Below are 23,855 nucleotides of genomic sequence, written 5' to 3' on the forward strand. Positions count from 1 at the left end.
TTCCCTTCACTTCTACATAAAAAATAGTAGCACAAACCATGGCCTTGGTTTGTGCTACTAATGTTAGTATGTTTCCGGGGGGCTTGCCCTCAGCCTCCTCGGATGTGCTCCCAACGCTTCGCTTTTGGTCGCAAAAGCCGTTCTTCGTAACGGCTCCTGCGGGGTCTTCACGCTGCGCTGATCCCCCAGGAGTCGCCGCCCTGCACTCCAATCAACTGGAGATCCCTTGGGACAGGGGCATCAATTCAGCCTTCATAGCCAGCGCTCTCCACGTCCAACTTGCCAGCTTCTTCAAATTTATGGCAGCAAAAGTTAGCATCGCCTGCATGGACAATTTTTTAAGACCCTTTAGGGTTGTCCATAGCATGCCATGTTCGTTTCAATCTCTTTGATGGTTTGGCGCATGGATCGTATGCCGAAGGTATATTGGATAAAAGTCATCTTGATAAGTACCACTGGATCGATACTAGGTCTTCCTATTGTCGAATAAAGGTTTTCAACCAATGGATAGATAAAGGAAAAATCAATTGCCGCATCTAACTTACGAACAAGATGGTCTTGTGGAACCAACTGTTCAATGGTCAACATTTCTAATTGTCCGCGTTCATTGATTTGATTTTTCGTCATCATATCTATCACCTCATTCATTTTATAGAACGCTCCGTTGATTGGAGCGAAGAACGGCGCCTCCTGCGGGAACAGCACGAGCTGAAGACCCTGGACTGAGCGCAGCGAGGGAAGCGGCTGAAGCCGTGCCCGCGGAAAGCGTCCGTTCGTAGCGGAAATCAACTCTTCTAGTCTTACTTCTATATTAAAAGAAAAAAGACTGTGGGCAAACACCAAAAATTCCTGGTGTTTGTCTACAGTCTTTTTTAAGGCAAGTGGCAATGGGCAGGAATTTCCTCAGCCTGATTGAAAACGCTTGCCAGCCTAGGCGCGAAGTCGAGCGAAGACGCGAATAGAACTAAAGTTCATGAGCGGACGAGCGAGACGAGCAACAACGGATGCGAGCGTTTGTCAACAGGCTGAAACGCTCACATTGAGCGTTTTTTTACTAGCTTTATCTCACCCCGTAAGTCTAATAAGCTTCCTTACTTCTCAAATCCGATATGAATAGAATCGGCAATATGCTTGTATCCGATTTCCTTATAAATTTTATTCGATGTCGGATTCATCATATCTGTATAGAGCACGCAGAATTCATATTCCTTTAAAAGTTCCTTCGAACCTTGTGCAACCATCGTTCGGGCATACCCCTTCTTCCTCTCCTCCTTCGGTGTAAAGACAAGAGAGACAGTGACACTGTTTGTAGTTGGTCTTGATTTCTTCATCATTGAGACAACTTTCCCTTCGTCTTCCCAAAGGAAAACTTCTCGAGCCTCTAAAAATGCAGACACCTTTTCTCGAATGATATCCGGTGATGTTCTGTCCAAATTCGTATCTTCCTCAAACAACGCAAACCATTTTTCAATGAGCGGAGCATCTGCATCTGTAGCGTATTTCCAGCTTCCGGGACTCATTTCGAGAGTCTCTTCAACTTCATCCAACCGATACAGCCCTTGGTCCATGAGCAGTTTTTGCGTCTCCCCTGTTTCATTCTCCCACGCATTTGCAAAAGATTTCGCCCATTGCTTCAAACTGATGACAGATGGAACAGCAATCGAATTTCCACGCAATTCCCGTACGATCAAATCAATCACTTCATCCTTCCTGCTCTCACCCACTAAAACAAGATTCAATGGATGCGGAGGTGTCATCTGCATTAGCGCAAGTACATCTTCCCCTTCCATCACGGCAGCCATGTACGGATCTGCATACTTCCCCGCCTTTATCGCTTGTAGTACGCCGAAGAAAAGGCTGAACACATCCTCATTTTTTGCTATGATTGGTTCCGCCACTTCCGCAAATTGCATGGAATCCTCGTATTGAACAATCTTCATCCAAATCTCCCCATTTCTTTTTGAGCATTATATATGTAAAAAATCGAATTGTCACGATACTTTTTTTGAGAAATTAAAAAGGACATGCATGCAAACGCTGCTTGTCCTCGTTTTATGTAGTCTATTACTCAAATTACCAGAGCATTGGTTTTTGCACCATGAGCCAAAGCATGATGAGCATCAATCCGATGTAGACCCAAGACGTCTTCGTCAAGACAGTCAGGATTTCCCCTTTATTGCTGTCAGGAAGATGGTATCTTTTCAGCACCTTTGTAAATCCACTTGAAAGGAATACACCAGAAATGAGCAAGATGGCAAGTGTTGCAATCACCCAAGAAGTGAACCAAGGCCATGGACCCATCAGCAACAGTAATGCACCTGATACGACGAGTACATGACCGGCATGCATGACTAACCTAATAATAACTTTGATGATCGTCAAGTATGCATTCTCAGTTGGTAGATCGACGTTCCGCAGCCTTTTGATCGTCGGCATCAATAAAAATAATGGACCGATGGCAAGGACTGCGGAGACGACGTGGACAAATACCATTGTCCCATACATGAACTTCATGACATCTTACTTAGCGACTGGGCTGAATTCGTGTACCCATACGCTCATTGTCGGAATCCACGGCATTTTCGGATGTAAGGCAAGTATAGATTGCTTATACTCTTCCAAATTTGCGAATCCTTCTTGTTTAGCATGCTCATCCGTCATTTCACCAAGTGTTTGCTTATATAGCTTATCAACTTTGAACTCTTTTCCGTCCAACACCATGATTTCATCCGGATACGCGTAGACACCATTTCTTCTCGTTGCTGTTTTTTCGCCGTTCAATACTTTTTCGACATCTGCAGGGATTGTAACAAGTCGTTCAACTGAGCATGTTTTTTCCGGTAATTCATTCATACTACATCGCTCCTCTTCTGTATCTACCTCTATCATATCGATTCTCAATCGGTAAATCCATAAGTAACAATCGTAAACTTTGTGGTCCTAAATAAGAATTCACGATACAGTCACAAACAATACAGTTGGACGATCGGGAACTATCTTATTTCACTTCAAATGTAAATTCCTCATGCTCATGCAAGCCTTCACTATTTTTCACGTGAATTTTCGCTGTGTACGTACCTTTTTCTTCGAAAGAGTAATCCGCAATATATTCGCCTTTTTCTGTTTCCTCTGCATCAATCCAAAGATGCTTTTCTCCAAGGACGTCGCTTGAAATTTCATATCGGACATTCGCTTTTTCAAGGGGCTCTCCATCGATTTGCAAGTGAGTCATCAATTCCGTCTCTTCACCAGCAACTGCATTTTCTGGTTTCACAAAATGGAGTGCGAATCCTTCTGCATGCCCATGATCATGTCCGTGGCTATGCTCCTCATCTTCAGCTTGTGCTTCCGCTCCTGCACCAATTGTCACTTGCTTCACAGGCATCGTGTGCAAATTTCTCGCATCTACGTGTACTTGGATGTGGAATAGGCCATCATGGTCAAATGTTGTTTCCGCTGTATAAGTTCCATCCTTTTCATTAACAGAGTCGATCATGACCGAGTCATCTTTCTTTCCTTCTTCCCATACTTCATAGACGACTTTATCGGCATCATCCACTTTTTCGTCTCCGTATGTGACGAGTGCTTTCATATTAACAGTATCACCGACTTGCGCCTGTTCAGTCACTGTCAGCTCCACTTCCAACGGGAGCACTTCTACCGCCGATCCGTCAACCGCTTCTTTTCCGCAGGCAGCCAACATACTTAATCCGATGATCAGGCCAAACAGTTTGTATTTCTTTCTCATCAGTTAATACCTCCGTCGTTTCTACTTTTGCAAAACATATGTAACCTAGTATGATATTATCAAGTAATTACGAAGTAATTATGAAGCAGACCTATTCATAAGTATTTCACAACTGACAAGTATATTATAATTGATTATATGTGCGAAATGAGGATATTTTGATGAATCCATATACGATTTTAATAATAGATGATGAACAACAAATGAGAAATTTAGTACGCACTTTCCTTACCCCGGAAGGCTATATTGTTGAGGAAGCGACAGACGGCATGGATGCTTTGACAAAAGTGTACAAGCTGCAGCCTCACTTATGCATTGTCGATGTCATGATGCCGTATATGAATGGATTCGAGTTTGCGAAAGAATTGAAACGAACGACCAATATCCCAATCATCTTTTTATCCGCCAGAGGTGAAGAATGGGACAAGGTGGAAGGCTTAAAGATCGGTGGAGACGATTATATCGTCAAGCCGTTCATGCCTGGCGAACTCATTGCAAGGGTTGAATCGGTGTTAAGAAGATCGTATCAGCACCAAATTTTGTCACGAGTATTGACAGTCGGTCCGATCGTTATCGATCACCTTGCGCATAAGGTCACTTTAGATAACGAACCGGTTTCATTGACTGTGAAAGAGTTCGGCATCCTGGAGACACTTGCTAAAAAACCCGGCCGTGTTTATACGAGGGAACAGATCTTGAGCATCGTTTGGGGAGATCATCACCAAAGTACTGACCGGACGATCGATACGCATATTAAAACGTTGCGATTGAAATTAGGCGAAGCAGGCAACATGATTGAAACGGTATGGGGCATCGGATATAAGCTTGAGGTGAAATGATGAAAAAGCTCACATTGAGCAAAAAGATATTAATTATCCTTGTAGCTAGCCTTGCTTTCACGATTCTTTTTTCTTTTTTCTTCATTCACTTCCTCTATTCTCAGCTTTACCTATCAAGTATTGAGGAATCAATCGTTTATCAAGGTAAGCGGACTACATCCCATTACCATTATGGCGAGTTGGGCGATGAAATCATTGAAAAAATCCAATGGTATAATATCGTTTCCGAATACGAAGTGATTGTCGTCGACAATTTAGATGACTTTTCATCATATTTCCCTTATAAGATTAATTATGAAAATCTTATCGGCAATGAAGAACGGGCAAGGTTGAATAAAGGCGCCTATATTATGAAAAAGGGATATGTCGAGGAACTGGACCGTGAAATTCTTGGAGCGATTTTTCCAATAAAGGGCGAAACAGGGCTAATCGGTTTCATCTATATATATGTCCCTCTCGCAGCCATTCAAGACGTGTTTCGGGAGAGCATTCCTCTACTCGTTATCGTCGGTACATTGTTCTTTTTCATTTTATTTCTCGGTCTCAACCGTACATGGCAATCTCTGTTCAGACCATTGCAAGAGCTCCAACGTCTTTCGGTGGAAGTTTCGAAAGGAAACTATAGCAGCAGGATTGAAACTGACCGCGAAGATGAAATTGGACAATTGGCAAAAGCATTCAACTCAATGAGTCTTTCTTTGGAAGAGCAGGAAAAACGAAAAAAAGAATTTACGTCAAACCTTGTCCATGAATTGCGGACGCCTTTGACGTATATTGGCGGCTACACGCATGTGTTGAAGGAAAAAATTTATTCATCGCCTGAAGAAGCAGAAAGCTATTTGACGACGATTGAAAAAGAAACCGTTCGTTTGAATAAATTGATCAATGACCTCATTGAGTTGAATCATCTGCAGGAAGAGTTATACGTACTCGCTGAAGAGCCGATTGTCATTGCTCAAATCATTTTGGACACGCTTGATTTATTTAACATCCTCATCACTGAAAAAAGATTGGATCTGCAAGTCGATATTGAAGAAGACCTTATATTGGTTGGAGACCCAAAAAGAATCCAACAAGTCTTTTACAATATTATAGACAATGCAGTGAAATATTCATTCGATCGCGGAAAGCTCGGCATTCAGTTGAAAAGTGAAGGAGAAATTGTCTCTTTCAAAGTGACTAATGAAGGAATTGTTATTCCAAAAGAAGATATTAACAGGATCGGAGAACGTTTCTTCCGTACTGACAAAGCGAGGAACCGGACGACTGGAGGGTCGGGACTCGGTCTATCGATTGTGAAGGAGATCACCCGGCTTCATGGAGGCACTTTTTCGATTCATAGCGATACTGCCACGGGAACTACTGTTACTGTCCGTTTTGTGAATAAAATGGAAGATGGGGATGAACAATGAAAACAAGTAAAATGCTGTCCGTTCTTTTCATTGCAATACTTCTTTTGTCCGCTTGCAGCGAACCTAACAAATCGGGCAGAAAAGTTGCCTCTTTCTCATTTACCGATCAAAATGGGAAGCCATTCGGTACTGATCAACTTGCCGAAAAAGTGTGGATTGCGGATTTTATTTTCACGAATTGCAAAACTGTTTGTACCCCGATGACGCGTAAAATGTCCGACTTGCAAACAACATTCAAGGAAGAAGACGTTGAAGTGGAATTCGTCACGTTCACGGTCGATCCGGACAGCGATACTCCTCAAGTTTTGAAGGAGTATATCGGACAGTTCTCGGCAGACGAATCGAATTGGCATTTATTGACGGGCTATTCTCAGGAAGCGATTGAAAAGATCGCGTTGAATCAATTTCAAACAATTGTACAAAAGCCGGATGCGTCAGGCCAGTTCATCCACGGATCGAATTTTTATATTATTGATCAAAAAGGATATATTGTGAATGAATACAGTTATATGCAAGAGTCATTTGAGGAACAGATTCTCGATGAAGTGAAGCGCCTTGTCAAATGATACCGGATTGATTGGCGGCAAAGCGTAAAACTGGTAGCATAGATGCATATCATTCCCTTGGGAGGCATCTGCTTGAAAGAATCTATCTCTTCATTAAATTATTTCATCATCGAGCGTTCAATCGATTGGTTTGAGCAAAAGCACCGACAGATGGATCGAAAACTTTTCTTATACGAAGAATCGATTACTTCTTCTGACAATACTTTTTCGCTGGAGCATGTCCATGACGTCTCGTACCGTCCATTTTCGAATGGCACTGGACTTTTCTATCTCCATACGAACCGCGGAGTTTACACATTTGGTGTGAACGAAAATCCTAATGAATTCATCAAATCATATAAGCGTCTTAAAGGGGATCCCTTTGCTTATTAAAATATGAACTTCCCTTTGTTTTAATTTGTCCTATGTGAGGTATAGATAGAACAAATACAATTGGGAGGTAATTTTCTTATGGTAGTAAAAAAAATCGTCGAGAATGCAGTACAGGCTAAAAAAGAAATTGAGCAATTGGAGACGCAAGGATATACACATGATGATATTTATATCTTTGCTCATGATAAAAAAAGAACTGCAGACATTACAGATGCACTTGAAACAGAATCAGTCGGTATGAAGGAACAAGGATTCCTCGACAGTATGAAAAACATGTTCACATCCCGAGGAGATGAACTCCGCAGCAAGATGGAGGCTGCAGGATTGACGGCAGAGGACGCAGCTGATGCGGAGAAAGAGCTCGATCATGGAAAACTCGTATTGATTGCGAAGAAATAAACGTCGTTACAACATAATAGTAGCCTTGGCGGCTGTTTCCTTCCCTTTCAGGGAGGAGCAGCCGCTTTTTTCCGCATCTATACTCTACACTTCGCTCCCTTTTTCCGTTATGATATGTACTGAAAGCGGGTGCAATTCATTGGATAAAAAGTTATGGAAAATAGGTTTTTTTACAGGTCTGACTTCCTTCGTTCTTCTTATTTTAGGGATTCGAACGATTTTAGGGACGGAATTGGTCGTGAAGAATTACTTGACGTTCGGGGTATTCAGTTTAATTGTCGGTATTCTAGCATCGACCTTGCTCTTCTATAAATTGAAAATTGCCTTCAGGATTTTCATGGCTGCCCTCCTTTTAGGATTTGCTGAGTTTTTCAGGAGCTTCCTGATGGATAAAAGCGGGTTTGGCGATTTAATCGGCGTCCTTTCCCTATTCATCATTACGACGTTCGGATTTGGGCTTGGCATCATTGTGCAGTTCATCGTTATAGGAATCAGAAAATTAAAGGAATAGGATTTATCAAATGGCCGCCACATATATATGTATGGCGGCTTTTTATTGTAAACTTTTGTGAATTGATTGAATAGTAGAATTGCAAGGGATATAGTAAAGTGGGGAGAAAATTTTCAAAAGGGGATGTTTTTATTGAAAAGAAGAACTGCTGAACCTTATAAGATTAAAAGTGTGGAGACGCTTTCCATGCTCTCTTACGAGGAACGCAAACAGTCTCTCGAACGCGCCGGATACAATACGTTTTTAATTGACTCCGATGATGTGTACATCGATTTGCTGACGGACAGCGGAACGACGGCGATGAGTGATGCGCAATGGGGAGCGCTCATGACAGGCGATGAAGCGTATGCTGGGAGTAAAAGCTGGAAGCGATTGGAGCAAGCAGTCCGGGATGTTTACGGCTATCGATACGTTTTGCCGACGCATCAGGGTAGGGGCGCTGAGAATATCTTGTCGCAGCTGAAAATTAAAGAAGGTGACTACGTTCCAGGCAATATGTATTTTACGACGACGCGTGCGCACCAGGAGATGAACGGTGCTACGTTTGTCGACATCATCATCGACGAAGCGCATGATCCTTCCATCGACCTGCCTTTCAAAGGGAATGTTGATTTGGATAAACTGCGCAACTTGATTCAACAAGTCGGTGCTGACAAGATCCCTTACGTCTGTCTTGCGGTGACGGTAAATCTTGCGGGCGGCCAGCCTGTCAGTATGCAAAATATGAAAGAAGTATATGAGCTGTGCCAGTCACACAATATCGACGTCATGCTCGATGCGACACGCTGTGTTGAAAACGCTTACTTCATTAAAGAGCGTGAGCATGGGTACGCGGACCGCACTGTTGCGGATATATTAAAAGAAATGATGTCATATTCCGACGGTTGTACGATGAGCGGTAAAAAGGATTGCCTTGTAAATATTGGTGGATTTCTTGCGATGAATGATGAGGATCTGTATATCCGGTCGCGCGAGCTCGTTGTCGTCTATGAAGGGATGCCTTCCTACGGCGGAATGGCTGGCCGTGACATGGAAGCTATGGCGATCGGTATCCGAGAGGCAGTCGATGATCATTATATCGAGCATCGGATTGGCCAAGTGAGATATCTTGGACAACAACTAATAGATGCTGGCATTCCGGTCGTGCAACCGATTGGCGGCCATGCGGTATTTTTGGATGCACGCGCTTTCCTTCCTCATTTGAAACAGGAAGAATTCCCTGCACAAGCGCTTGCCGCTGCCCTTTATTTGGATTCCGGAGTTCGCAGCATGGAACGCGGCATTGTTTCAGCAGGACGGGATAGCAAGACGGGCGAGCACAATCGGCCGAACCTTGAGTTGGTAAGGCTAACGATTCCACGAAGAGTGTATACGAATAATCATATGGATGTTGTTGTCGATTCCATATTGGCGTTATATGAGAAAAGGGAAGCAATCTGCGGATTAAGCATGGTTTACGAGCCACCGACGCTCCGCTTCTTTAATGCACGTTTTGCTCCGTTAGCAGAAAATGGAGAGTTGATTAGTGAAGAGAATAAGAAAATTAATGTGTGAATGAAGCCTTTGATCAAAACAAAAACGCATGCCATTTTGAGCATGCGTTTTTTTGTATTTATTTCGCAACTTTTTCTTTCTTGATTTGCTTGCTTCGCAATTGTCCGCAGGCTGCATCGATGTCCGAACCTTGTTCCCAGCGGACTCCGCAATTGATGCCGCGTTTTTTCAATGTGTCGTGGAATGATTTGATTGCTTCAGGTTTGCTTCGTTGGTATTGTCCGTGCTCATCGACCGGGTTGTACGGGATGAGGTTGACGTACGACAAATGTCGTTTGTTATAAAGCAATTTTGCCAATTGCTCTGCTTCCGTTACGTGATCGTTCACGTCATCCAATAGGATGTATTCGAAAGTGATCCGGCGGTTTGTCGTTTCCAAATAATAATCGATTGCGTCCATAAGCTTTTCAATCGGGTACGCTTTGTTGATTTTCATAATACTCGTCCGTAAATCATTGTTCGGCGCATGAAGGGAAACAGCCAAATTGATTTGGATGTTTTCTTCTGCAAACTCGCGGATTTTCGGTGTCAAACCGCTCGTTGAAACAGTAATGTGTCGAGCACCAATCGATAAGCCTTTTTGGTCATTGATGACACGTAAGAAGTTCATCAAATTTACATAGTTATCGAACGGTTCACCGATTCCCATAACAACAATGTGACTGACACGTTCTCCATTGCCTACTTCGTCAAGATGCTGTTGCACTTTCATAATTTGCCCGACGATTTCCCCGGCATCCAAATCCCTGTTTTTACGCAATAAACCGCTTGCGCAGAAACTGCAGCCGATATTGCATCCGACTTGCGTCGTCACACATACCGAGAACCCATATGGAAACTTCATTAGAACGGTTTCAATCAAGTTCCCGTCTTGCATTTTGAAAAGGAATTTAATCGTTCCATCGTTTGAAACTTGCTTCACCGACTGTTCAAGCGTCTCTATTACAAAGTTCTCTTCCATTAATTGAACACATTCTTTATTTATATTCGACATATCTGCAAAGTTTGTGACACGCTTTTTGTAAAGCCAGTCCCATACTTGTGCAGCACGGAATTTCTTTTGACCATTTTCGACTAGCCAAGTTGTCAATTGATCCAACGTCAAGCCGTAAATTGATTTTTTCATGTCAATTCCTCACTTCTCAGATTTGCATTCAGTCATTATACCATAATAGTTACAAAAACAGAAGAAAAAAGCTGCATTTTACAATGTCAGCTTTTCTTATTATGATTCATTCGTTCTATTTTTATCCTGTTTTATTTTCATCACGAGAACAAATACATTCATTACCGCCAAGACCGTGAAGAAGATGGCGATACCCGTCTGTCCTTTTATGAAACGATCAATTGCAAAATAACCTAAGAAGATGATTAGTGCAATATCAATAAATTTTGGTGTCGTCAAACTGGAGGCTCCCCCTTCGTGCAAAACATTCCATTTGACTACAGTATAACAGTTCCCTATCCTGCATTGCCATCCTATTATCAAACTAGGGTTAGAATCTCTTCTAGTTTCTTTAGCAGACAATTCATCTGTTCATCTGTTCCGATTGATATGCGCAAATAGTTATTGATGTCGGGCTGATTGAAATGGCGCACGAGAATCCCTTCTTTTTTTAACTGTACATATAACTCTGACGCTGCCCTTTCCGTGTGGGAGGCAAAAATGAAATTTGCCTGTGACGGGAGAACATGGAATCCCATTTTCTTCAATGCTGCTGTAAAACGATTCCGCGTCTCCTTGATTTGCTTAATAGTTGAATCGAAATACTCCTGATCTTTAAATGCTGCCGTCGCCCCGGAGATTGCAAGCCTGTCGACCGTATACGAGTTGATGGAATCCTTGATACGCACGAGCGCCTGAATTAGATCGGGATGGCCGATCGCATAGCCGACGCGCATGCCTGCAAGCGACCGGGATTTTGATGTCGTCTGGATGATGAGCAGATTGTCATATGACTTCACTAGCTCCACAGCAGATGCGGTTGCGAAATCGATATACGCCTCATCGATGATGACGACCGATTCAGGGTTATTCACTACAATTGATTCAATTGTTGAAAGTTCCATATAAAGACTTGTCGGTGCATTCGGATTTGGAAGGATGACACCGCCTTCCGAGTTGAAGAAAGATTCTGCAGGGATCGTGAAGTCTTCATTTACACGAATGGGCTCATATGGAATGTTGAACAGTTTGGCGTATACAGGATAGAAGCTATACGTGATGTTCGGAAAGCGGATCGGATTGTCTGGATGGAAGAAAGCCATGAATGAAAAAGCGAGCACTTCATCCGACCCGTTCCCAATAAACACTTCGTCCTTCGAAACTCCGTAAGTTTCTGCAATGGCAAGGCGTAAGCTGTCTGCTGTCGGAGATGGGTATAATCGTAGTTGACCTTCCAATTGCTCCAATATCGCTTCTTTAACAAGCGGGCTTGGTGGATAAGGGTTTTCATTTGTATTCAACTTAATGATATCTGGCTCATTCAATTGTTCACCCGGTACATATGGCTCGGCCCGTTTCGCGATTTCACTCCAAAACTTATTCATCTTGGGACCTCTTGTTTAAATGTGGCCTTCTGTTTTTTAAAGTCGACTTCACATCATCGATTGAAACGTCCAATAGCTCCATGAGAACAAGTGTGTGATACGTCAAATCAGCAAGTTCGTTCGTCAATTCGTCCTTGTCCTGATTTTTGGCGCCGATGACGACTTCCGTCGATTCTTCCCCAATCTTTTTCAACACTTTGTCTACCCCTTCTCGGAATAGATACGAAGTGTAAGAGCCTTCAATCGGGTGTACCCGGCGTTCCTTGATTTCGTCTACGATTTCATGAACGACTGTACGCACTGAACGATCTTCTTCAAATCCATTTGTATAGAAGCAGGTCGTTTCACCCGTATGGCAAGCGGGTCCTACCGGCTCCACATGCAAGAGGATTGCATCTTGATCGCAGTCGACTGATAGACGTTTAACGATTTGGCGATTGCCGGAAGTTGCTCCTTTATTCCAAAGTTCCTGCCTGGAACGGCTGTAAAACCAAGTCTCTTTCGTTTCAAGCGTCTTTTGAATGGATTTCCGGTTCATGTATGCGAGCATGAGCACTTCACCTGTCGTCTCATTCTGAACGATAGCAGGAATCAAACCGTTTTCATCAAATCTAAGTTCATCGATATTCATTATGATTCATTCCTAACAACTTGTTTTTGTTCTTCCAAATACGTCTTCAATTCCCCTATATTAATTTCTTCGAAGTGGAATACGGAAGCTGCAAGGGCTGCGCCCGCTTTCCCTTCCGTCAATACTTCTGCAAAATCTTCCAGTTTGCCCGCCCCACCGCTTGCAACGATCGGTATAGTAACGGCATCAGCTAACACTCTATAAAGTTCAATATCATAACCTTCTTTTACGCCATCTCCGTCGATGCTATTGACGACGAGTTCACCTGCGCCCAATTGCTCGCCTTTTATCGCCCATTCAATTGCATCGATTTCCGTTTCTTCCATGCCACCCTTTGCAAAGACGGACCATTTTCGAGGACCGGTCTTCTTTACATCCATCGAAAGCATAACTCGTTCGGAACCGAATTTACTAGCTGCTTCTCGAATCAACTCAGGGTTCACCAATGCAGCACTATTAATAGAAACTTTATCCCCGCCGATGCTGAGGATTTTTTCAATATCTTCGATTGTCCGAATTCCACCACCGACGATGAATGGAATCGGGACTTCTTTTGCAATTTCTTCGATCAAATCAAGGAACATTCCCCGGTTTTTCGTAGAGGCAGATATATCATAAAAAACGAGCTCATCCGCACCATCCGCGACATATTTTTTTGCGAGTTCAAGCGGATCTGCCACCTCTTGAACATCTAAGAATTTTTTCCCTTTCACGACTTTCCGGTTATCAACGTCCATGCATGGTATAATTCGTTTTTTCATTTTCCCACCGCCTCCAATGCTGTTTCTAAGGATAGATTTCCTTCATACAATGCTTTTCCAATAATAGCGCCATACAGATCCATCATATTTAATTTCACGATGTCACGATTGGTTGATACACCACCGGATGCAATGATGTTTATGTCGGATGCTTTGTTCACCACATATAACTCGTCGAAATTCGGACCTTGCAGCATGCCGTCTTTCATAATGTCGGTATAAACGACCGTTTTGACGCCAATTTCCTCAAGCCATCGCAGCAACTTGACCGCTTTAACATCAGTCGTTTCCGTCCATCCGTCTGTTGCGACAAATCCATTTCGCGCATCAATTGACACTGCGATTTTATCGTCATATTTAGTAACCGCTTCTACGACAAACCCAGGATTCTGAATGGCTGCCGTCCCGATAATAACCCTGCTGACGCCGTTTGCAATATGTGAATCGATCGTTTCCATCGTCCGTATCCCTCCGCCGACTTGTACAGGGATTTTAACAGCATTCGCTATTTGCGCGATCGCTTCCTTATTCAACGAATCACCGGTCTTTGCGCCATCCAAATCGACGACGTGTATGTACTCGGCCCCTTGCCTTTCCCAATCTTTCGCCACTTCCGAAGGCATTTCATGATAAACGGTTTCTTGTGCGTAATCGCCTTGTATGAGACGAACGCATTTGCCCCCTCTAATATCAATTGCCGGAAATAAAATCATTGACGACCCCCCCTTATAAAATGCCTTTTGTCGATGGAATCCCTTCTATTTCAGGATTTATGGAACTCGCAATACGCAAAGCCCTTCCAAAACTTTTAAAAACCGATTCGATAATATGATGGCTGTTCTTTCCATATTGCAAATTGATATGCAATGTTACATCGGCATGTCTCGTGAACGCGAGGAAAAATTCCTCTACCAATTCAGTATCGAATTCCCCTACTTTATCTTTCAGTCCGTCTACGTTATAAACGAGAAAAGAGCGCCCGCTTATGTCGAGTGATACAGTTGAAAGTGCCTCATCCATCGGAGTCGACACCATCGAATACCGTTCGATACCTTCCTTTTTTCCGATGCACCGGTTGAACGCCTGCCCAAGTACAATGCCTATATCTTCGACTGTATGATGCTGATCGACGGCGAGATCACCATTACATTCGACTATCAAGTCAAATCTGCCATGTTTCGCGAATAATGTCAGCATATGGTCTAGAAAGCCGACACCTGTCCGTATATCCGTATTACCTGTTCCATCGATCGCAAACTCAAGATCAATTACCGTTTCCGCAGTGTTCCTTGAGATTTCGCAGCTTCTCATTCCGCTTCCCCCTTCCGCAGTCGGATCGATTCGGCGTGTCCCGTCAATTGCTCCGCTTCCGCCATAACGATGATGTCATCCGCCACTGCCTTGAACGCTTCCTCTGTGTATTGAATTATGCTCGATTTTTTAAGAAAGTCATAAACGCCTAACGGTGACGAGAATGCGGCAGTTCCGCTAGTCGGCAATGTATGATTCGGTCCCGCTATATAATCACCCAATGCTTCCGGTGAAAACGATCCTAGAAAAATAGCACCCGCATTTCGGATATACGGCAGTTGTTCCATCGGATTTTCCACCATGATCTGCAAATGCTCCGGTGCAATTTCATTCACGACGCCAATCGCTTCCTCCAGCGAATCAACAATGATGATTCTGCCAAAATCGTTTATGGACCGACTTGCAATGTCCACCCGTTCTAATTTAGACAACTGGATTTCGACTTCTGCCACAAGCTTGCCTGCAAACTGTTCGCTAGTCGTCACACAAATGGCGGCTGCCCTTTCGTCATGCTCCGCTTGAGACAGCAGATCTGCCGCCACAAACACAGGGTTTGCCGTTTCATCCGCCAAAACACAAATCTCACTCGGACCTGCGATCATATCGATTGCAACGTCACCGAATACCCATTTCTTCGCCCTAGCTACATAAGCGTTGCCGGGACCAGTTATTTTCATTACTTGCCCGATCGATTCCGTCCCATAGGCCAATGCGGCTATTGCCTGCGCGCCGCCCACTTTATAGACAATATCGACACCGCACTCTTTCGCCGCTACAAGCACATATGGATTCACTTTCCCGTCTGGCTGCGGCGGAGTCGTGATAGCAATTTGATCGACCCCTGCGATTGTTGCAGGAATAGCATTCATGAGAACAGTTGACGGATAGGATGCCTTCCCACCAGGCACGTAGATGCCAACCTTTTCAATCGGGGACACTTGCTGACCGAGTAAAATTCCTTTTTCTTGTCGGATGAACCATGAACGTTCCCGTTGTTCTTCATGAAAGTCAGTGATTCTTTGTTTCGCTTTCATTAGAGAAGCAATGAAACTTTGGGAGACGAGCGTGTATGCTTCATCGAATTCGTCATCCGTAACAATTAGGCTTTCTAGTTTTACACCGTCAAACCGCTCCGTGTACGTATGTATTGCCGCGTCTCCATACAAGCGGACGTCATTTATGATTGCGAGCGCTTTCCTATCCAATTCCAAATCAGTTGATTGTTTGTTCCGCTTTTTAATTTCCACCGTATAGTCGGCCGCGGTGACAATTTTCATGAATACACCTCCAAACCTTTCTTTACACCAGCTATGAATTGTTGTATCCGCTCTGTCTTCATCGCATAGCTTGCTTTATTCACAATCAATCTTGCGCTCACTTCTCGAATCGTCTCTAGAACAACTAATCCATTTTCTTTCAACGTTGCCCCAGTTTCGACAATATCGACGATGCAATCTGCTAAACCTAAAAGCGGCGCTAATTCTACCGATCCATTCAACTTGATGATTTCGGTACGGAGGCCTTTTTGTTCGAAATGCATTTTTGCCAGATTCGGATATTTCGATGCTACAGTGAGCTTCGGTTTATCTATCATTTTTTCGCCTGGAAAGCCCGCAACCGCTAGTTTGCATTTTCCGATTCCTAGATCCAATAGTTCATATACATCTTTCGGGTCTTCCAGTACGACATCTTTACCAATGACCCCGATATCCGCCGCTCCGAGCTCAACATACGTCGGAACATCGACTGCTTTGACGAAGATCAGCTTGATGCTCCGTCCGTTGTCTGTGAAGATGAGTTTCCTGCTTTTTTCATCAAAGTCCGAAAATAGGACTCCCGAATTTTCCAATAAGGAAAGCGCCTCGTTTGCGATCCTCCCTTTTGCCATTGCAATTGTTATCGTATCCATCTTTCATTCCCTCCTATCCGTTCAACAATTTTTGATTATCGGAAGCCTTTAACAATGATTCGATTTCACAAGCGAAGCCAATCGCCGGCAAATCAGCTCCAAATTCATGGCCTAAACGATCATATCTTCCGCCCATTAGCACCGGCTTGCCAAAATGCCCTACATACCCTTGGAATAGGATGCCTGAGTAATAGTCCATTCGATTGATCAACCCGAAATCTATGACGATTTGCTCTTCAAAGCCTTGTGCACATAACCTCCTACAAACCTCCCCAACATATGAAAGTGTTTCTTCCATTCGAAGAGTTGTAGATATTTCCTTTGCACGACGCAAGACATCTTCCGGCTTTCCGTAGAGGTGTGGAATTTGCATGATGGCATATTTCATTTCTGGATCTGCATCTACATTTTTCAGTAACGGTTCAATTTCAACACTGTTCTTCGCTTGAATCAATGCCTTCAACTGATCTAGCTGCAATTCGGTCAACGGTAGCTTTGCAATCATTTCTTGAAAAAAAGCGGTATGACCAATTTCAATTTTGATATCTTGGAACTTCAAATCCTTCATCGTTTGTAAGGCCAAAACAATCGTTTCTGCATCAACTTCTGGTGACCCTTCGCAAAAATATTCAATACCCGATTGTGTCCTTTCAATTTTTTCAGTCGGATCGGATGACCGCCGAAACACTTCCTGTATATAATAAAAGCGTCGTTCACTTGTCAGTTTGGTTTCAGAATGAGACAATTCCTGTGTAATCGGAATCGTCACATCCGGTCTGAGGACAAGTACATCCCCAGCAGGATCGACTATTTTCACCATCTCTTTCCTGTTCACCGAGCTCGTCACTTTGGAATAAAGGTCGTATCTTTCAAATGCCGGTGTCCTGACTCGATGGAACCCGTGAGTGGAAAAACGTTTGCTTAATACGCTCGTGACTTGATCAAACTTTTCATCTTCAGTCAAATTCGGAATCATTTGCCAACCACCTTTTTACATTCACTTTATCACTTTACCTCGTTAAAGTTATAACGTACTATAAAACTATATTTCTTATTTGTCAACAGATAGGGGGAATTTTTTAAATGTTTGATTACCATATGCATAGTTCATTTTCAGGAGATTGTAATGTAGACATGGAAGAAATGGTGAAGGGAGCAATTTCAAAAGGCCTTGTAGAAATTTGCTTCACGGAACATATTGATTATGATTATCCCGATGATTCAATTGAATTTGATTTCGACAAAAAGAAATACAGTAAGCGGATCGATGAATTGCGGGGGCTGTATGACGGGCATATTCGCATTAAGAAAGGTGTCGAAATTGGTGTGCAGCCGCATTTATTGGGACGTTATGACGAAATGCTGAATGAGGAATCATTTGATTTCATTATTTGCTCGATGCATACGGTTGCGCGAAAAGGGTTGCATTATGGAGATCTCTTTAAGGGGATTACGGTAGAGGAAGCGTCTTTGAAGTATTACACTGAATTGTTGCATTGCGTGAAAAACTATACGAACTATTCCATTTTAGGACATGTTGATTTGATTAAACGGTATGCCCCTAAGGTAGTCGAAAATGACTTCCATGATGTGTTGCGTGAAATCTTTAACGTAATTATTCCTGCAGGTAAAGGGATTGAGTTGAATACATCCGGAGTGCGATATGGATTGCCGAACGGATTGCCGAGTGATGATGTTTTGAGGCTTTATAAGGAATGTGGCGGAGAGATCATCACAATTGGATCGGATGCACATAAGCCGGAAGATATCGCTTTCGACTTCAAGGAGTCACTCGAGCTGTTGCGGTCGATCGGTTTCCGATATATTTCAACGTTTGATGGATTAAAGCCGAGTTTCCATTCGATTGAAAAACTTTGAGCGAGAGGTAGAAGTCTTGAGCGCGGATTCCTTTTCTTGAGCGCAAAGCTGAGTCTTGAGCGCGAGCCACGCTTTGAACGCAAAACAGCCCGCATGAGACGCGGGCTGTTTGCTTTTTTTTATTTTCCTACAACAACCGTCTTAATAAGTGCGAGTCTTTCCCTAACGTGATGTCGCGCTTCTACGGATTTCGGTGTTTTGGCTGGCAAAGCATCTGTTTTAAGATTGAAACTTTCTGCAATCATCCTTGCTCTCGCAAGATGGAAGTCGCTTGTGATAATCGTTATTTCATTCACTTCTTCTGGCAGCAGCTTCTTAGAAAAAAGGATATTTTCATACGTCGATGTCGACTCGGTTTCGAGGAGCAACCGATCTTCCTTCACACCATTCTCTGTCAAATACCGCCGCATCGCTTCCCCTTCGGCAATGTCCTCGTCCGGCCCTTGCCCTCCCGATAAAATGAACTTCACATCAGGATATGATTCTGCATAGGCTAACGCTTCTTCCAACCGAAAGCGCAAAGTAAGCGAAGGTGCCTCTCCGTTCACTTTAGCACCAAGAATGATAGCATATTCATTTGATCCATTCGCCATTGGTTTCTGTCCATCTGTCATCCATTTACCTAACCAGAACCAAGTTCCTAACCCGAGTAAAATCGCTGCAATTCCTATCGTCATCCCCAATTTCTTTTTTTTCTTCACTTGATCACCTATTCAAGTCAATTTTAGTATATGAGGGGGCCGCTGAAAAAATGGCAAGTTCCTTCAGGATAACCTTTCGACGCCAATGCCGCGTTCCGTAAGCAAGGATGGATAAAAGGGATCATCTCCGATTGAATAGACACGGTCGCATACATTCGTAATTTCATCCATGTCGTGGGACGTGTAAAGAATCATTTTTCTTTCGTCCCTGGCTAAGTTCAACAAATAATTCCCAATCTCCGTTTTTGACTTTAAATCAATCCCGACTGTCGGTTCGTCCAACAAAAGAAGAATCGGGTCATGCAGTAGGCTAATAGCCAAGTTGAGCTTGCGCTTCATTCCTCCAGACAGTGAATGGACCGGTTCCTTCCATTGTGTCAGCTGCATGTCAAGACAGAGCTTCCTGCATTCTTCAAGCGTTCTCCTTTTCCATGAAAGCTTCTCAAAAAAACGCATATTCTCTTCGACTGTGTACTCTTCCCAAACCGAAATATCTTGGGGCACATAGCCGATGATTTGCCGCAATTTCTTGAAATCGTCCTCATATCGCTTACCATCTAAACGCAATTCGCCAGCGGAAGGTTCCATTGCCGTCGCTAAAATTTGCAATAATGTCGATTTTCCGGCTCCATTCTCGCCAACCAGTCCGACTATTTCGCCTTCATTCATTTGAAAAGAAACATCTTTCAGCACAGTTTTCCTTTTGTATCGTTTTTGGACACCTTTCACTTCAAGCAATTCGTTTTCCCCCTTTCACCATCCATGCAGCCAATAGCAACATCAACAACACAAGCCAGCCAATGGGTATCGTCGTAGTCATTAATGAGCGTACTGGACTGAGAATCTCGATCCATTCCCATCTTCTCGATAGAGCGTCGAGTGGTACGATAGCCCCTCCCGTTACGGTCAATAAAAGTGCTGCGGCAATTCCCGTTAGGTAGTACATAAACAACTGACGGTAGACGACCGCAAGCAAAAAGGCGAACAGATTTAACGTCACCCTAAATGCGAGCATCGGGAGGATAAAAGATAAAGTGACCGTCTCCTGCAATACAAAGTGGAAAACAAACATAGCAAGCACGTCAGATAAAATCGTCATTAATGAATACAAACCCAACATACGTACTGCATGGCTTTTAAACGAAGTAGACGTGTATAACCATCTCATTCGCATTGAAGGCCTGCTTTCCTTAATCATCCAATCGAAAAGGAAAAAGGCAGAGATAATTGTGAAAAACGCCCAAACTGCTTTGCTGTTCAAGAGCTCCATCGGCTTTTCATTCAGTTGTCCCGTTTGTTTGCCATATGAAAAACTTGTGTGGAGGAGACTTTCATTCTGCTGTTTCTCTATGCTCTTTTGAATGATCTCTTCATAATCCCATTGATCTTCCATTCCATAATCTTTGAACAGTTGTTGAATGACCCCTGCTGCTTTTGACCTCGATATATCTTGTTGGGCAAGAGACATAATCGTTTCTGAAATCGCTGGATAAGCAAAGGATCGATTGGAAGAATAAGCTTCAATCAAACCGTTCCGCCGATTCGCCAATACAGATTCGCCGTACCCTTCCCGGATGACGAAAACACTGTCAAGCTCATGTTGCGCCAACTTATGAAGGGCATTGTCAAGCTCTATATATTGAACGGACAACATTTCGTTTTTCTCTATTTCTTCAGCCAACTGCTTTGCCAACGAAGAAGAATCTTCAACGATGAGCGCAACCGGAACTTTCGATTCGTCTTGCAATATGCCAAATGTCTTCATAACGAACACGGTCAGTAAAAGTGGGGCAAACAGCCAACAGATTACATTTTTCCATTCCTTTTTCAATCTGAAAAATTGAGCGGGTAGTCGATTCATCTGCTCCACCTTTCTTTCCAGCTGAGTGACAGCCATAAGGTGATGCATGCAATGAGCGCATAAATTGCTAATGAAGTGAAATCCGCATAATTACGCCCTTCCAGTACAAGATCTATCATCCATCCAAGTGCACTCGGCGAGAACAAATAAGGAAGCCACTCTTGAAAAACTTGCGGAAAATACAAAGTAGGAATTAATGCACCACTCACTATGACAACGCCGAAAACAAATGCGCATTGAACAAAAAGAACTATCTTCTGTAATGGCAGCAAAACATCGATCATTGCAATGCCGCAAAGAAGGATAAAAGCATACAACAATGAAAATAAACTAAAACGCATCATATCGACAGCATAAAACTCAACTTGAATAGTTTTAATCATAATGTAAAAAGCAAATCCTGCGAGCAATGAACTTGTAACTAGCGAAATGATCAGCCTTCCTGCAACCCGCTGGCCAACGCTAACGCCGAATAATTTCAGCCTCGTTGCCATCGCTTTCGACTCTTCCTTTTCAAGTACAGTGTAAAAGGACAATAGCCATACTGAGAAGACAATGAACCAGCCTGACAGCACAAAGTAATGCATCGGCGACATTGTTGCCGAATTCTTCAATACTTCTTCATCTAAAATCTTATCTTTGCCTAATGTAAAAAGCGTAAAATCAACGAATTGATCAAACATCATTTCCATCCGCTCATCACGGGGCATCGAAGTTTCTTTTGCATAGTCGTTGATAACTAAAATATTCGCCTGGGCGGCAGCAATGTAGCGTGCCAAACTATCGACAAGCTGCTTTGCAATGAAACTGTCAATCGGTCTTGACGGATTTCCGACCATCGGGATTGTTACAGATTCCCCGTCATAAAGGTCGTCAGTGAAATTTTTCGGCAATGAAAAAGCAGTGCTAATCTCATTTTTTTCAATCATCAGCTCGGCTTCTTCTTCCGATGCCTGAAAGACTTCAATGTACGCCTGTTCGTTAGCCGTTTCCGTCAACAATGTGCTGATCAGCTTCGATTCCTTCGTCTGATCTTCGTCAATTAACGCAACACGGATCGGAGAGTTCTCAGCCGGTATGATAAGACCCGCCGCAAGGCCGACCAACATTCCAATTAACACTATTGGAAATAGAAAAAGAAGAAGAAGGGTTGCCCGCTTCTTCTTCAACTGTTTCAGGTTTTCATTCGTAAAAAATAATATCCTTCGTATCGATTGCAAACAGCTCACTTCCAATCATCAGAAGTTTTCAAGCTCACTTTGGAGGTCGCCCATCAGATCCATTACCCATTTCTCGAATTCTGCAGACAAATCATTTCCAAGTTCATCCAACTCGTCACTACTCATATTACCAACATCAACGAGGTTGTCAGAGTCATCGGGCATATCCACTTTCTTCGCAATTTTCGCTTCTTGTTTTAGCCGAAGGTAAATGTCTGATGTGGAAATAGCTCCAGACGGGTCGATAATTGTGAATTCATGATCCGCCTTCATTGAATCTTTTTCATGTTCTGCTGTACCGCTCCAAACGAGTCTAGGAGAAAAGCTTCCGTCCGAAATAGAGAACTCGCGATTGAATGTACGTTTTTTTCCATCCAATTCTTCTTTACCTTTATACGTGGCATCGGCATCTGGCAAAGTCAATGTCAATGTATCGTCCGATTTTCCGTCTTTCCATGTTAAGTTGCCTGTGAATTTGACGGTCTCGTCTTCTTGCGTATAAGAGTCTTTTCCTGTGAATGAATAATCCCATTTTTGACCGGATTTCTCTAAGGATTGGACACCTGCAATTTTTAATGAGGATATTTCATCCTCATTAACTCCTAACGACATAGCAAATTCCCGCTTTACAATGCTGTTCGATTTATGCCAGATGGTCGATTCAAGACCATTTGGAATATGCCACCCATTCACTTCATTGACAGCTTCATCTAATGAATCCTCAAAATCAGTAATCATATCGGTAAGTTGCTGATCAGATACATCGTCAGTCATCGTTGAAAATGCGATCTGCTCCTTCAAAAGCGCCTTCAGCTTCTCATCATCGCGCGCTTTCTTAAATAGATCTATAAGCAAAGTTTTAACTTGCTCTTCTGAAAGTTTCATTGCCACTTTTTCTGTTTTTATCTTCTCGCCGAACACTTCAATTTTTTCTTTTTCACTTGTAAATGCCTCTTCAGGCAACTCGTGGTAAAGGTATTCCATATATTCCTCATTCACGTACTTTTGGAATTCTCCATCCATAGAAAATTGTTCTTCGAATATACGGGATAAACCAAGCTTTTCCGGACCTTCATAAAAAGCGTCCGCTTCCTTCATCATTTTACCGAAGTCTTCATCCATGAAAAATAGAACTTTATCAGTGAATGGCATTGCTGCCATCAACTTTTCAGGTGTAAAATAAAATGTCACAATTTCTGAAGAAACGGAGCCGAATTTCCCGCTGAAATCCATTTCCCATTCTTTCTTCACAGGATCCTTTGTTTGTTTCATTGTAAACGTCGTGTTGTTAAGAATTCTTTGCATTTCGACCATATCATAGTCTGCGTTTGGATCATTCCATTCAAAGGTAAGATCTTGGGTCGTTTCTACTGGCTTTTTCTTCTGAACATCCATCCAGTCAAACTCATTTTGATAGCGTTCTTGGAAAAGGTCTCCCATTTGCGTAAACGTTTTCGTTTCAGCTAGCAAGTATTTCACTTTTGGTGACTTGTTTAAAAGAAAGAATGCGGAAACCGATCCGACACCTATTACAAGCACGGCTGTCAGCACGGCAATCAATAGTGCGGGCGACTTCCTTTTCACTTTCGTTTCTTGTACATTCTCCACCCAAACTTCCTCCCTGTCGTAAAT

At 43.0% G+C, this 23,855-nt stretch carries 27 protein-coding genes and 1 pseudogene; 8 read left to right on the plus strand and 20 right to left on the minus strand.

Features of this window, described 5'->3' with window-relative positions; all coding sequences use genetic code 11:
* Nucleotides 1-366: 366 nt before the first annotated feature.
* From ACTHPA_RS08110 to ACTHPA_RS08130, 5 genes and pseudogenes are all read right to left on the minus strand, one after another.
* Nucleotides 367-630: pseudogene (locus tag ACTHPA_RS08110) on the minus strand (transposase); the annotation flags it as partial.
* A gap of 461 nt (nt 631-1,091) precedes the next feature.
* Nucleotides 1,092-1,940 carry a GNAT family N-acetyltransferase gene (locus ACTHPA_RS08115; protein ID WP_440499667.1) on the minus strand — a complete coding sequence of 283 codons (849 nt, stop codon included), beginning with the start codon at nt 1,938-1,940 and terminating at the stop codon, nt 1,092-1,094.
* 133 nt (nt 1,941-2,073) lie between these two features.
* Nucleotides 2,074-2,514 (minus strand): hypothetical protein, encoded by a 441-nt coding sequence (locus tag ACTHPA_RS08120; protein WP_440499668.1) that lies wholly within the window; start codon nt 2,512-2,514, stop codon nt 2,074-2,076.
* A gap of 6 nt (nt 2,515-2,520) precedes the next feature.
* On the minus strand, nt 2,521-2,853 hold the full coding sequence (locus ACTHPA_RS08125; protein WP_440499669.1) for an ASCH domain-containing protein: 333 nt from the start codon (nt 2,851-2,853) through the stop codon (nt 2,521-2,523).
* A 145-nt stretch (nt 2,854-2,998) separates the two neighbouring features.
* Nucleotides 2,999-3,748, minus strand: coding sequence for a FixH family protein (locus ACTHPA_RS08130; protein WP_440499670.1), 750 nt, complete (start codon nt 3,746-3,748; stop codon nt 2,999-3,001).
* A gap of 161 nt (nt 3,749-3,909) precedes the next feature.
* On the opposite strand from ACTHPA_RS08130, the gene ACTHPA_RS08135 reads away from it, so the two are divergent.
* The 7 genes from ACTHPA_RS08135 (at nt 3,910) to ACTHPA_RS08165 (ending at nt 9,401) form a co-directional block, all read left to right on the plus strand.
* On the plus strand, nt 3,910-4,587 hold the full coding sequence (locus tag ACTHPA_RS08135) for a response regulator transcription factor (protein WP_440499671.1): 678 nt from the start codon (nt 3,910-3,912) through the stop codon (nt 4,585-4,587).
* On the plus strand, nt 4,587-5,999 hold the full coding sequence (locus ACTHPA_RS08140) for a sensor histidine kinase (protein WP_440499672.1): 1,413 nt from the start codon (nt 4,587-4,589) through the stop codon (nt 5,997-5,999). Before ACTHPA_RS08135 ends, ACTHPA_RS08140 begins: the two co-directional genes overlap by 1 nt.
* The gene (locus ACTHPA_RS08145; RefSeq protein WP_440499673.1) at nt 5,996-6,565 is read left to right on the plus strand and encodes an SCO family protein; all 570 of its coding nucleotides are present in this window, start codon (nt 5,996-5,998) and stop codon (nt 6,563-6,565) included. The genes ACTHPA_RS08140 and ACTHPA_RS08145 overlap by 4 nt, the downstream gene beginning before the upstream one ends.
* 72 nt (nt 6,566-6,637) lie before the next feature.
* Entirely contained in the window at nt 6,638-6,937 is a 300-nt protein-coding gene (locus ACTHPA_RS08150) for a hypothetical protein (protein WP_440499674.1), read from the plus strand.
* A 78-nt stretch (nt 6,938-7,015) separates the two neighbouring features.
* A complete protein-coding gene (locus ACTHPA_RS08155) occupies nt 7,016-7,336 on the plus strand; it encodes a general stress protein (protein ID WP_440499675.1) in 321 nt (106 codons plus the stop codon).
* Between the two features lie 139 nt (nt 7,337-7,475).
* Nucleotides 7,476-7,847, plus strand: coding sequence for a hypothetical protein (locus tag ACTHPA_RS08160; RefSeq protein ID WP_440499676.1), 372 nt, complete (start codon nt 7,476-7,478; stop codon nt 7,845-7,847).
* Nucleotides 7,848-7,979: 132 nt separating this feature from the next.
* On the plus strand, nt 7,980-9,401 hold the full coding sequence (locus tag ACTHPA_RS08165; protein ID WP_440499677.1) for a tyrosine phenol-lyase: 1,422 nt from the start codon (nt 7,980-7,982) through the stop codon (nt 9,399-9,401).
* Between the two features lie 58 nt (nt 9,402-9,459).
* Here ACTHPA_RS08165 and rlmN read toward each other — a convergent pair whose 3' ends face one another.
* The 10 genes from rlmN to ACTHPA_RS08215 all read right to left on the minus strand — a co-directional run bounded on the left by rlmN (nt 9,460) and on the right by ACTHPA_RS08215 (nt 17,539).
* A complete protein-coding gene (gene rlmN, locus ACTHPA_RS08170) occupies nt 9,460-10,527 on the minus strand; it encodes a 23S rRNA (adenine(2503)-C(2))-methyltransferase RlmN (RefSeq protein ID WP_440499678.1) in 1,068 nt (355 codons plus the stop codon).
* A gap of 99 nt (nt 10,528-10,626) precedes the next feature.
* A complete protein-coding gene (locus ACTHPA_RS08175; RefSeq protein WP_440499679.1) occupies nt 10,627-10,806 on the minus strand; it encodes a hypothetical protein in 180 nt (59 codons plus the stop codon).
* An 80-nt stretch (nt 10,807-10,886) separates the two neighbouring features.
* Nucleotides 10,887-11,951: a histidinol-phosphate transaminase gene (gene hisC / locus ACTHPA_RS08180; protein WP_440499680.1), complete on the minus strand. Its 1,065-nt coding sequence runs from the start codon at nt 11,949-11,951 to the stop codon at nt 10,887-10,889.
* Complete coding sequence (hisIE, locus tag ACTHPA_RS08185; RefSeq protein ID WP_440499681.1) at nt 11,944-12,582, minus strand: bifunctional phosphoribosyl-AMP cyclohydrolase/phosphoribosyl-ATP diphosphatase HisIE; 639 nt, start codon at nt 12,580-12,582, stop codon at nt 11,944-11,946. The genes hisC and hisIE overlap by 8 nt, the downstream gene beginning before the upstream one ends.
* Nucleotides 12,582-13,343: an imidazole glycerol phosphate synthase subunit HisF gene (gene hisF, locus ACTHPA_RS08190; protein WP_440499682.1), complete on the minus strand. Its 762-nt coding sequence runs from the start codon at nt 13,341-13,343 to the stop codon at nt 12,582-12,584. The genes hisIE and hisF overlap by 1 nt, the downstream gene beginning before the upstream one ends.
* Complete coding sequence (gene hisA / locus ACTHPA_RS08195; protein WP_440499683.1) at nt 13,340-14,056, minus strand: 1-(5-phosphoribosyl)-5-[(5-phosphoribosylamino)methylideneamino]imidazole-4-carboxamide isomerase; 717 nt, start codon at nt 14,054-14,056, stop codon at nt 13,340-13,342. Before hisA ends, hisF begins: the two co-directional genes overlap by 4 nt.
* Nucleotides 14,057-14,069: 13 nt before the next feature.
* Complete coding sequence (hisB, locus tag ACTHPA_RS08200; protein ID WP_440499684.1) at nt 14,070-14,654, minus strand: imidazoleglycerol-phosphate dehydratase HisB; 585 nt, start codon at nt 14,652-14,654, stop codon at nt 14,070-14,072.
* Nucleotides 14,651-15,931, minus strand: a complete 1,281-nt coding sequence (hisD, locus tag ACTHPA_RS08205; RefSeq protein ID WP_440499685.1) for a histidinol dehydrogenase — start codon at nt 15,929-15,931, stop codon at nt 14,651-14,653. The genes hisB and hisD overlap by 4 nt, the downstream gene beginning before the upstream one ends.
* On the minus strand, nt 15,928-16,563 hold the full coding sequence (hisG, locus tag ACTHPA_RS08210; protein WP_440499686.1) for an ATP phosphoribosyltransferase: 636 nt from the start codon (nt 16,561-16,563) through the stop codon (nt 15,928-15,930). Before hisG ends, hisD begins: the two co-directional genes overlap by 4 nt.
* Before the next feature lie 13 nt (nt 16,564-16,576).
* Nucleotides 16,577-17,539 carry an ATP phosphoribosyltransferase regulatory subunit gene (locus tag ACTHPA_RS08215; protein WP_440499687.1) on the minus strand — a complete coding sequence of 321 codons (963 nt, stop codon included), beginning with the start codon at nt 17,537-17,539 and terminating at the stop codon, nt 16,577-16,579.
* A 107-nt stretch (nt 17,540-17,646) separates the two neighbouring features.
* Between ACTHPA_RS08215 and ACTHPA_RS08220 the strand changes: the two genes are divergently transcribed.
* The gene (locus ACTHPA_RS08220; RefSeq protein WP_440499688.1) at nt 17,647-18,441 is read left to right on the plus strand and encodes a histidinol-phosphatase HisJ family protein; all 795 of its coding nucleotides are present in this window, start codon (nt 17,647-17,649) and stop codon (nt 18,439-18,441) included.
* Between the two features lie 119 nt (nt 18,442-18,560).
* Here ACTHPA_RS08220 and ACTHPA_RS08225 read toward each other — a convergent pair whose 3' ends face one another.
* The 5 genes from ACTHPA_RS08225 to ACTHPA_RS08245 form a co-directional block, all read right to left on the minus strand.
* Nucleotides 18,561-19,142 carry an ElyC/SanA/YdcF family protein gene (locus ACTHPA_RS08225; RefSeq protein ID WP_440499689.1) on the minus strand — a complete coding sequence of 194 codons (582 nt, stop codon included), beginning with the start codon at nt 19,140-19,142 and terminating at the stop codon, nt 18,561-18,563.
* Nucleotides 19,143-19,205: 63 nt separating this feature from the next.
* Entirely contained in the window at nt 19,206-19,871 is a 666-nt protein-coding gene (locus ACTHPA_RS08230; protein WP_440500088.1) for an ABC transporter ATP-binding protein, read from the minus strand.
* Between the two features lies 1 nt (nt 19,872).
* A complete protein-coding gene (locus ACTHPA_RS08235; protein WP_440499690.1) occupies nt 19,873-21,003 on the minus strand; it encodes an ABC transporter permease in 1,131 nt (376 codons plus the stop codon).
* The gene (locus ACTHPA_RS08240) at nt 21,000-22,223 is read right to left on the minus strand and encodes an ABC transporter permease (RefSeq protein WP_440499691.1); all 1,224 of its coding nucleotides are present in this window, start codon (nt 22,221-22,223) and stop codon (nt 21,000-21,002) included. The genes ACTHPA_RS08235 and ACTHPA_RS08240 overlap by 4 nt, the downstream gene beginning before the upstream one ends.
* A gap of 18 nt (nt 22,224-22,241) precedes the next feature.
* Nucleotides 22,242-23,831, minus strand: coding sequence for a hypothetical protein (locus tag ACTHPA_RS08245; RefSeq protein WP_440499692.1), 1,590 nt, complete (start codon nt 23,829-23,831; stop codon nt 22,242-22,244).
* Between the last annotated feature and the right edge of the window lie 24 nt (nt 23,832-23,855).

It is taken from the genome of Sporosarcina sp. SAFN-015, from assembly GCF_051966875.1.
Lineage (GTDB): Bacteria > Bacillota > Bacilli > Bacillales_A > Planococcaceae > Sporosarcina.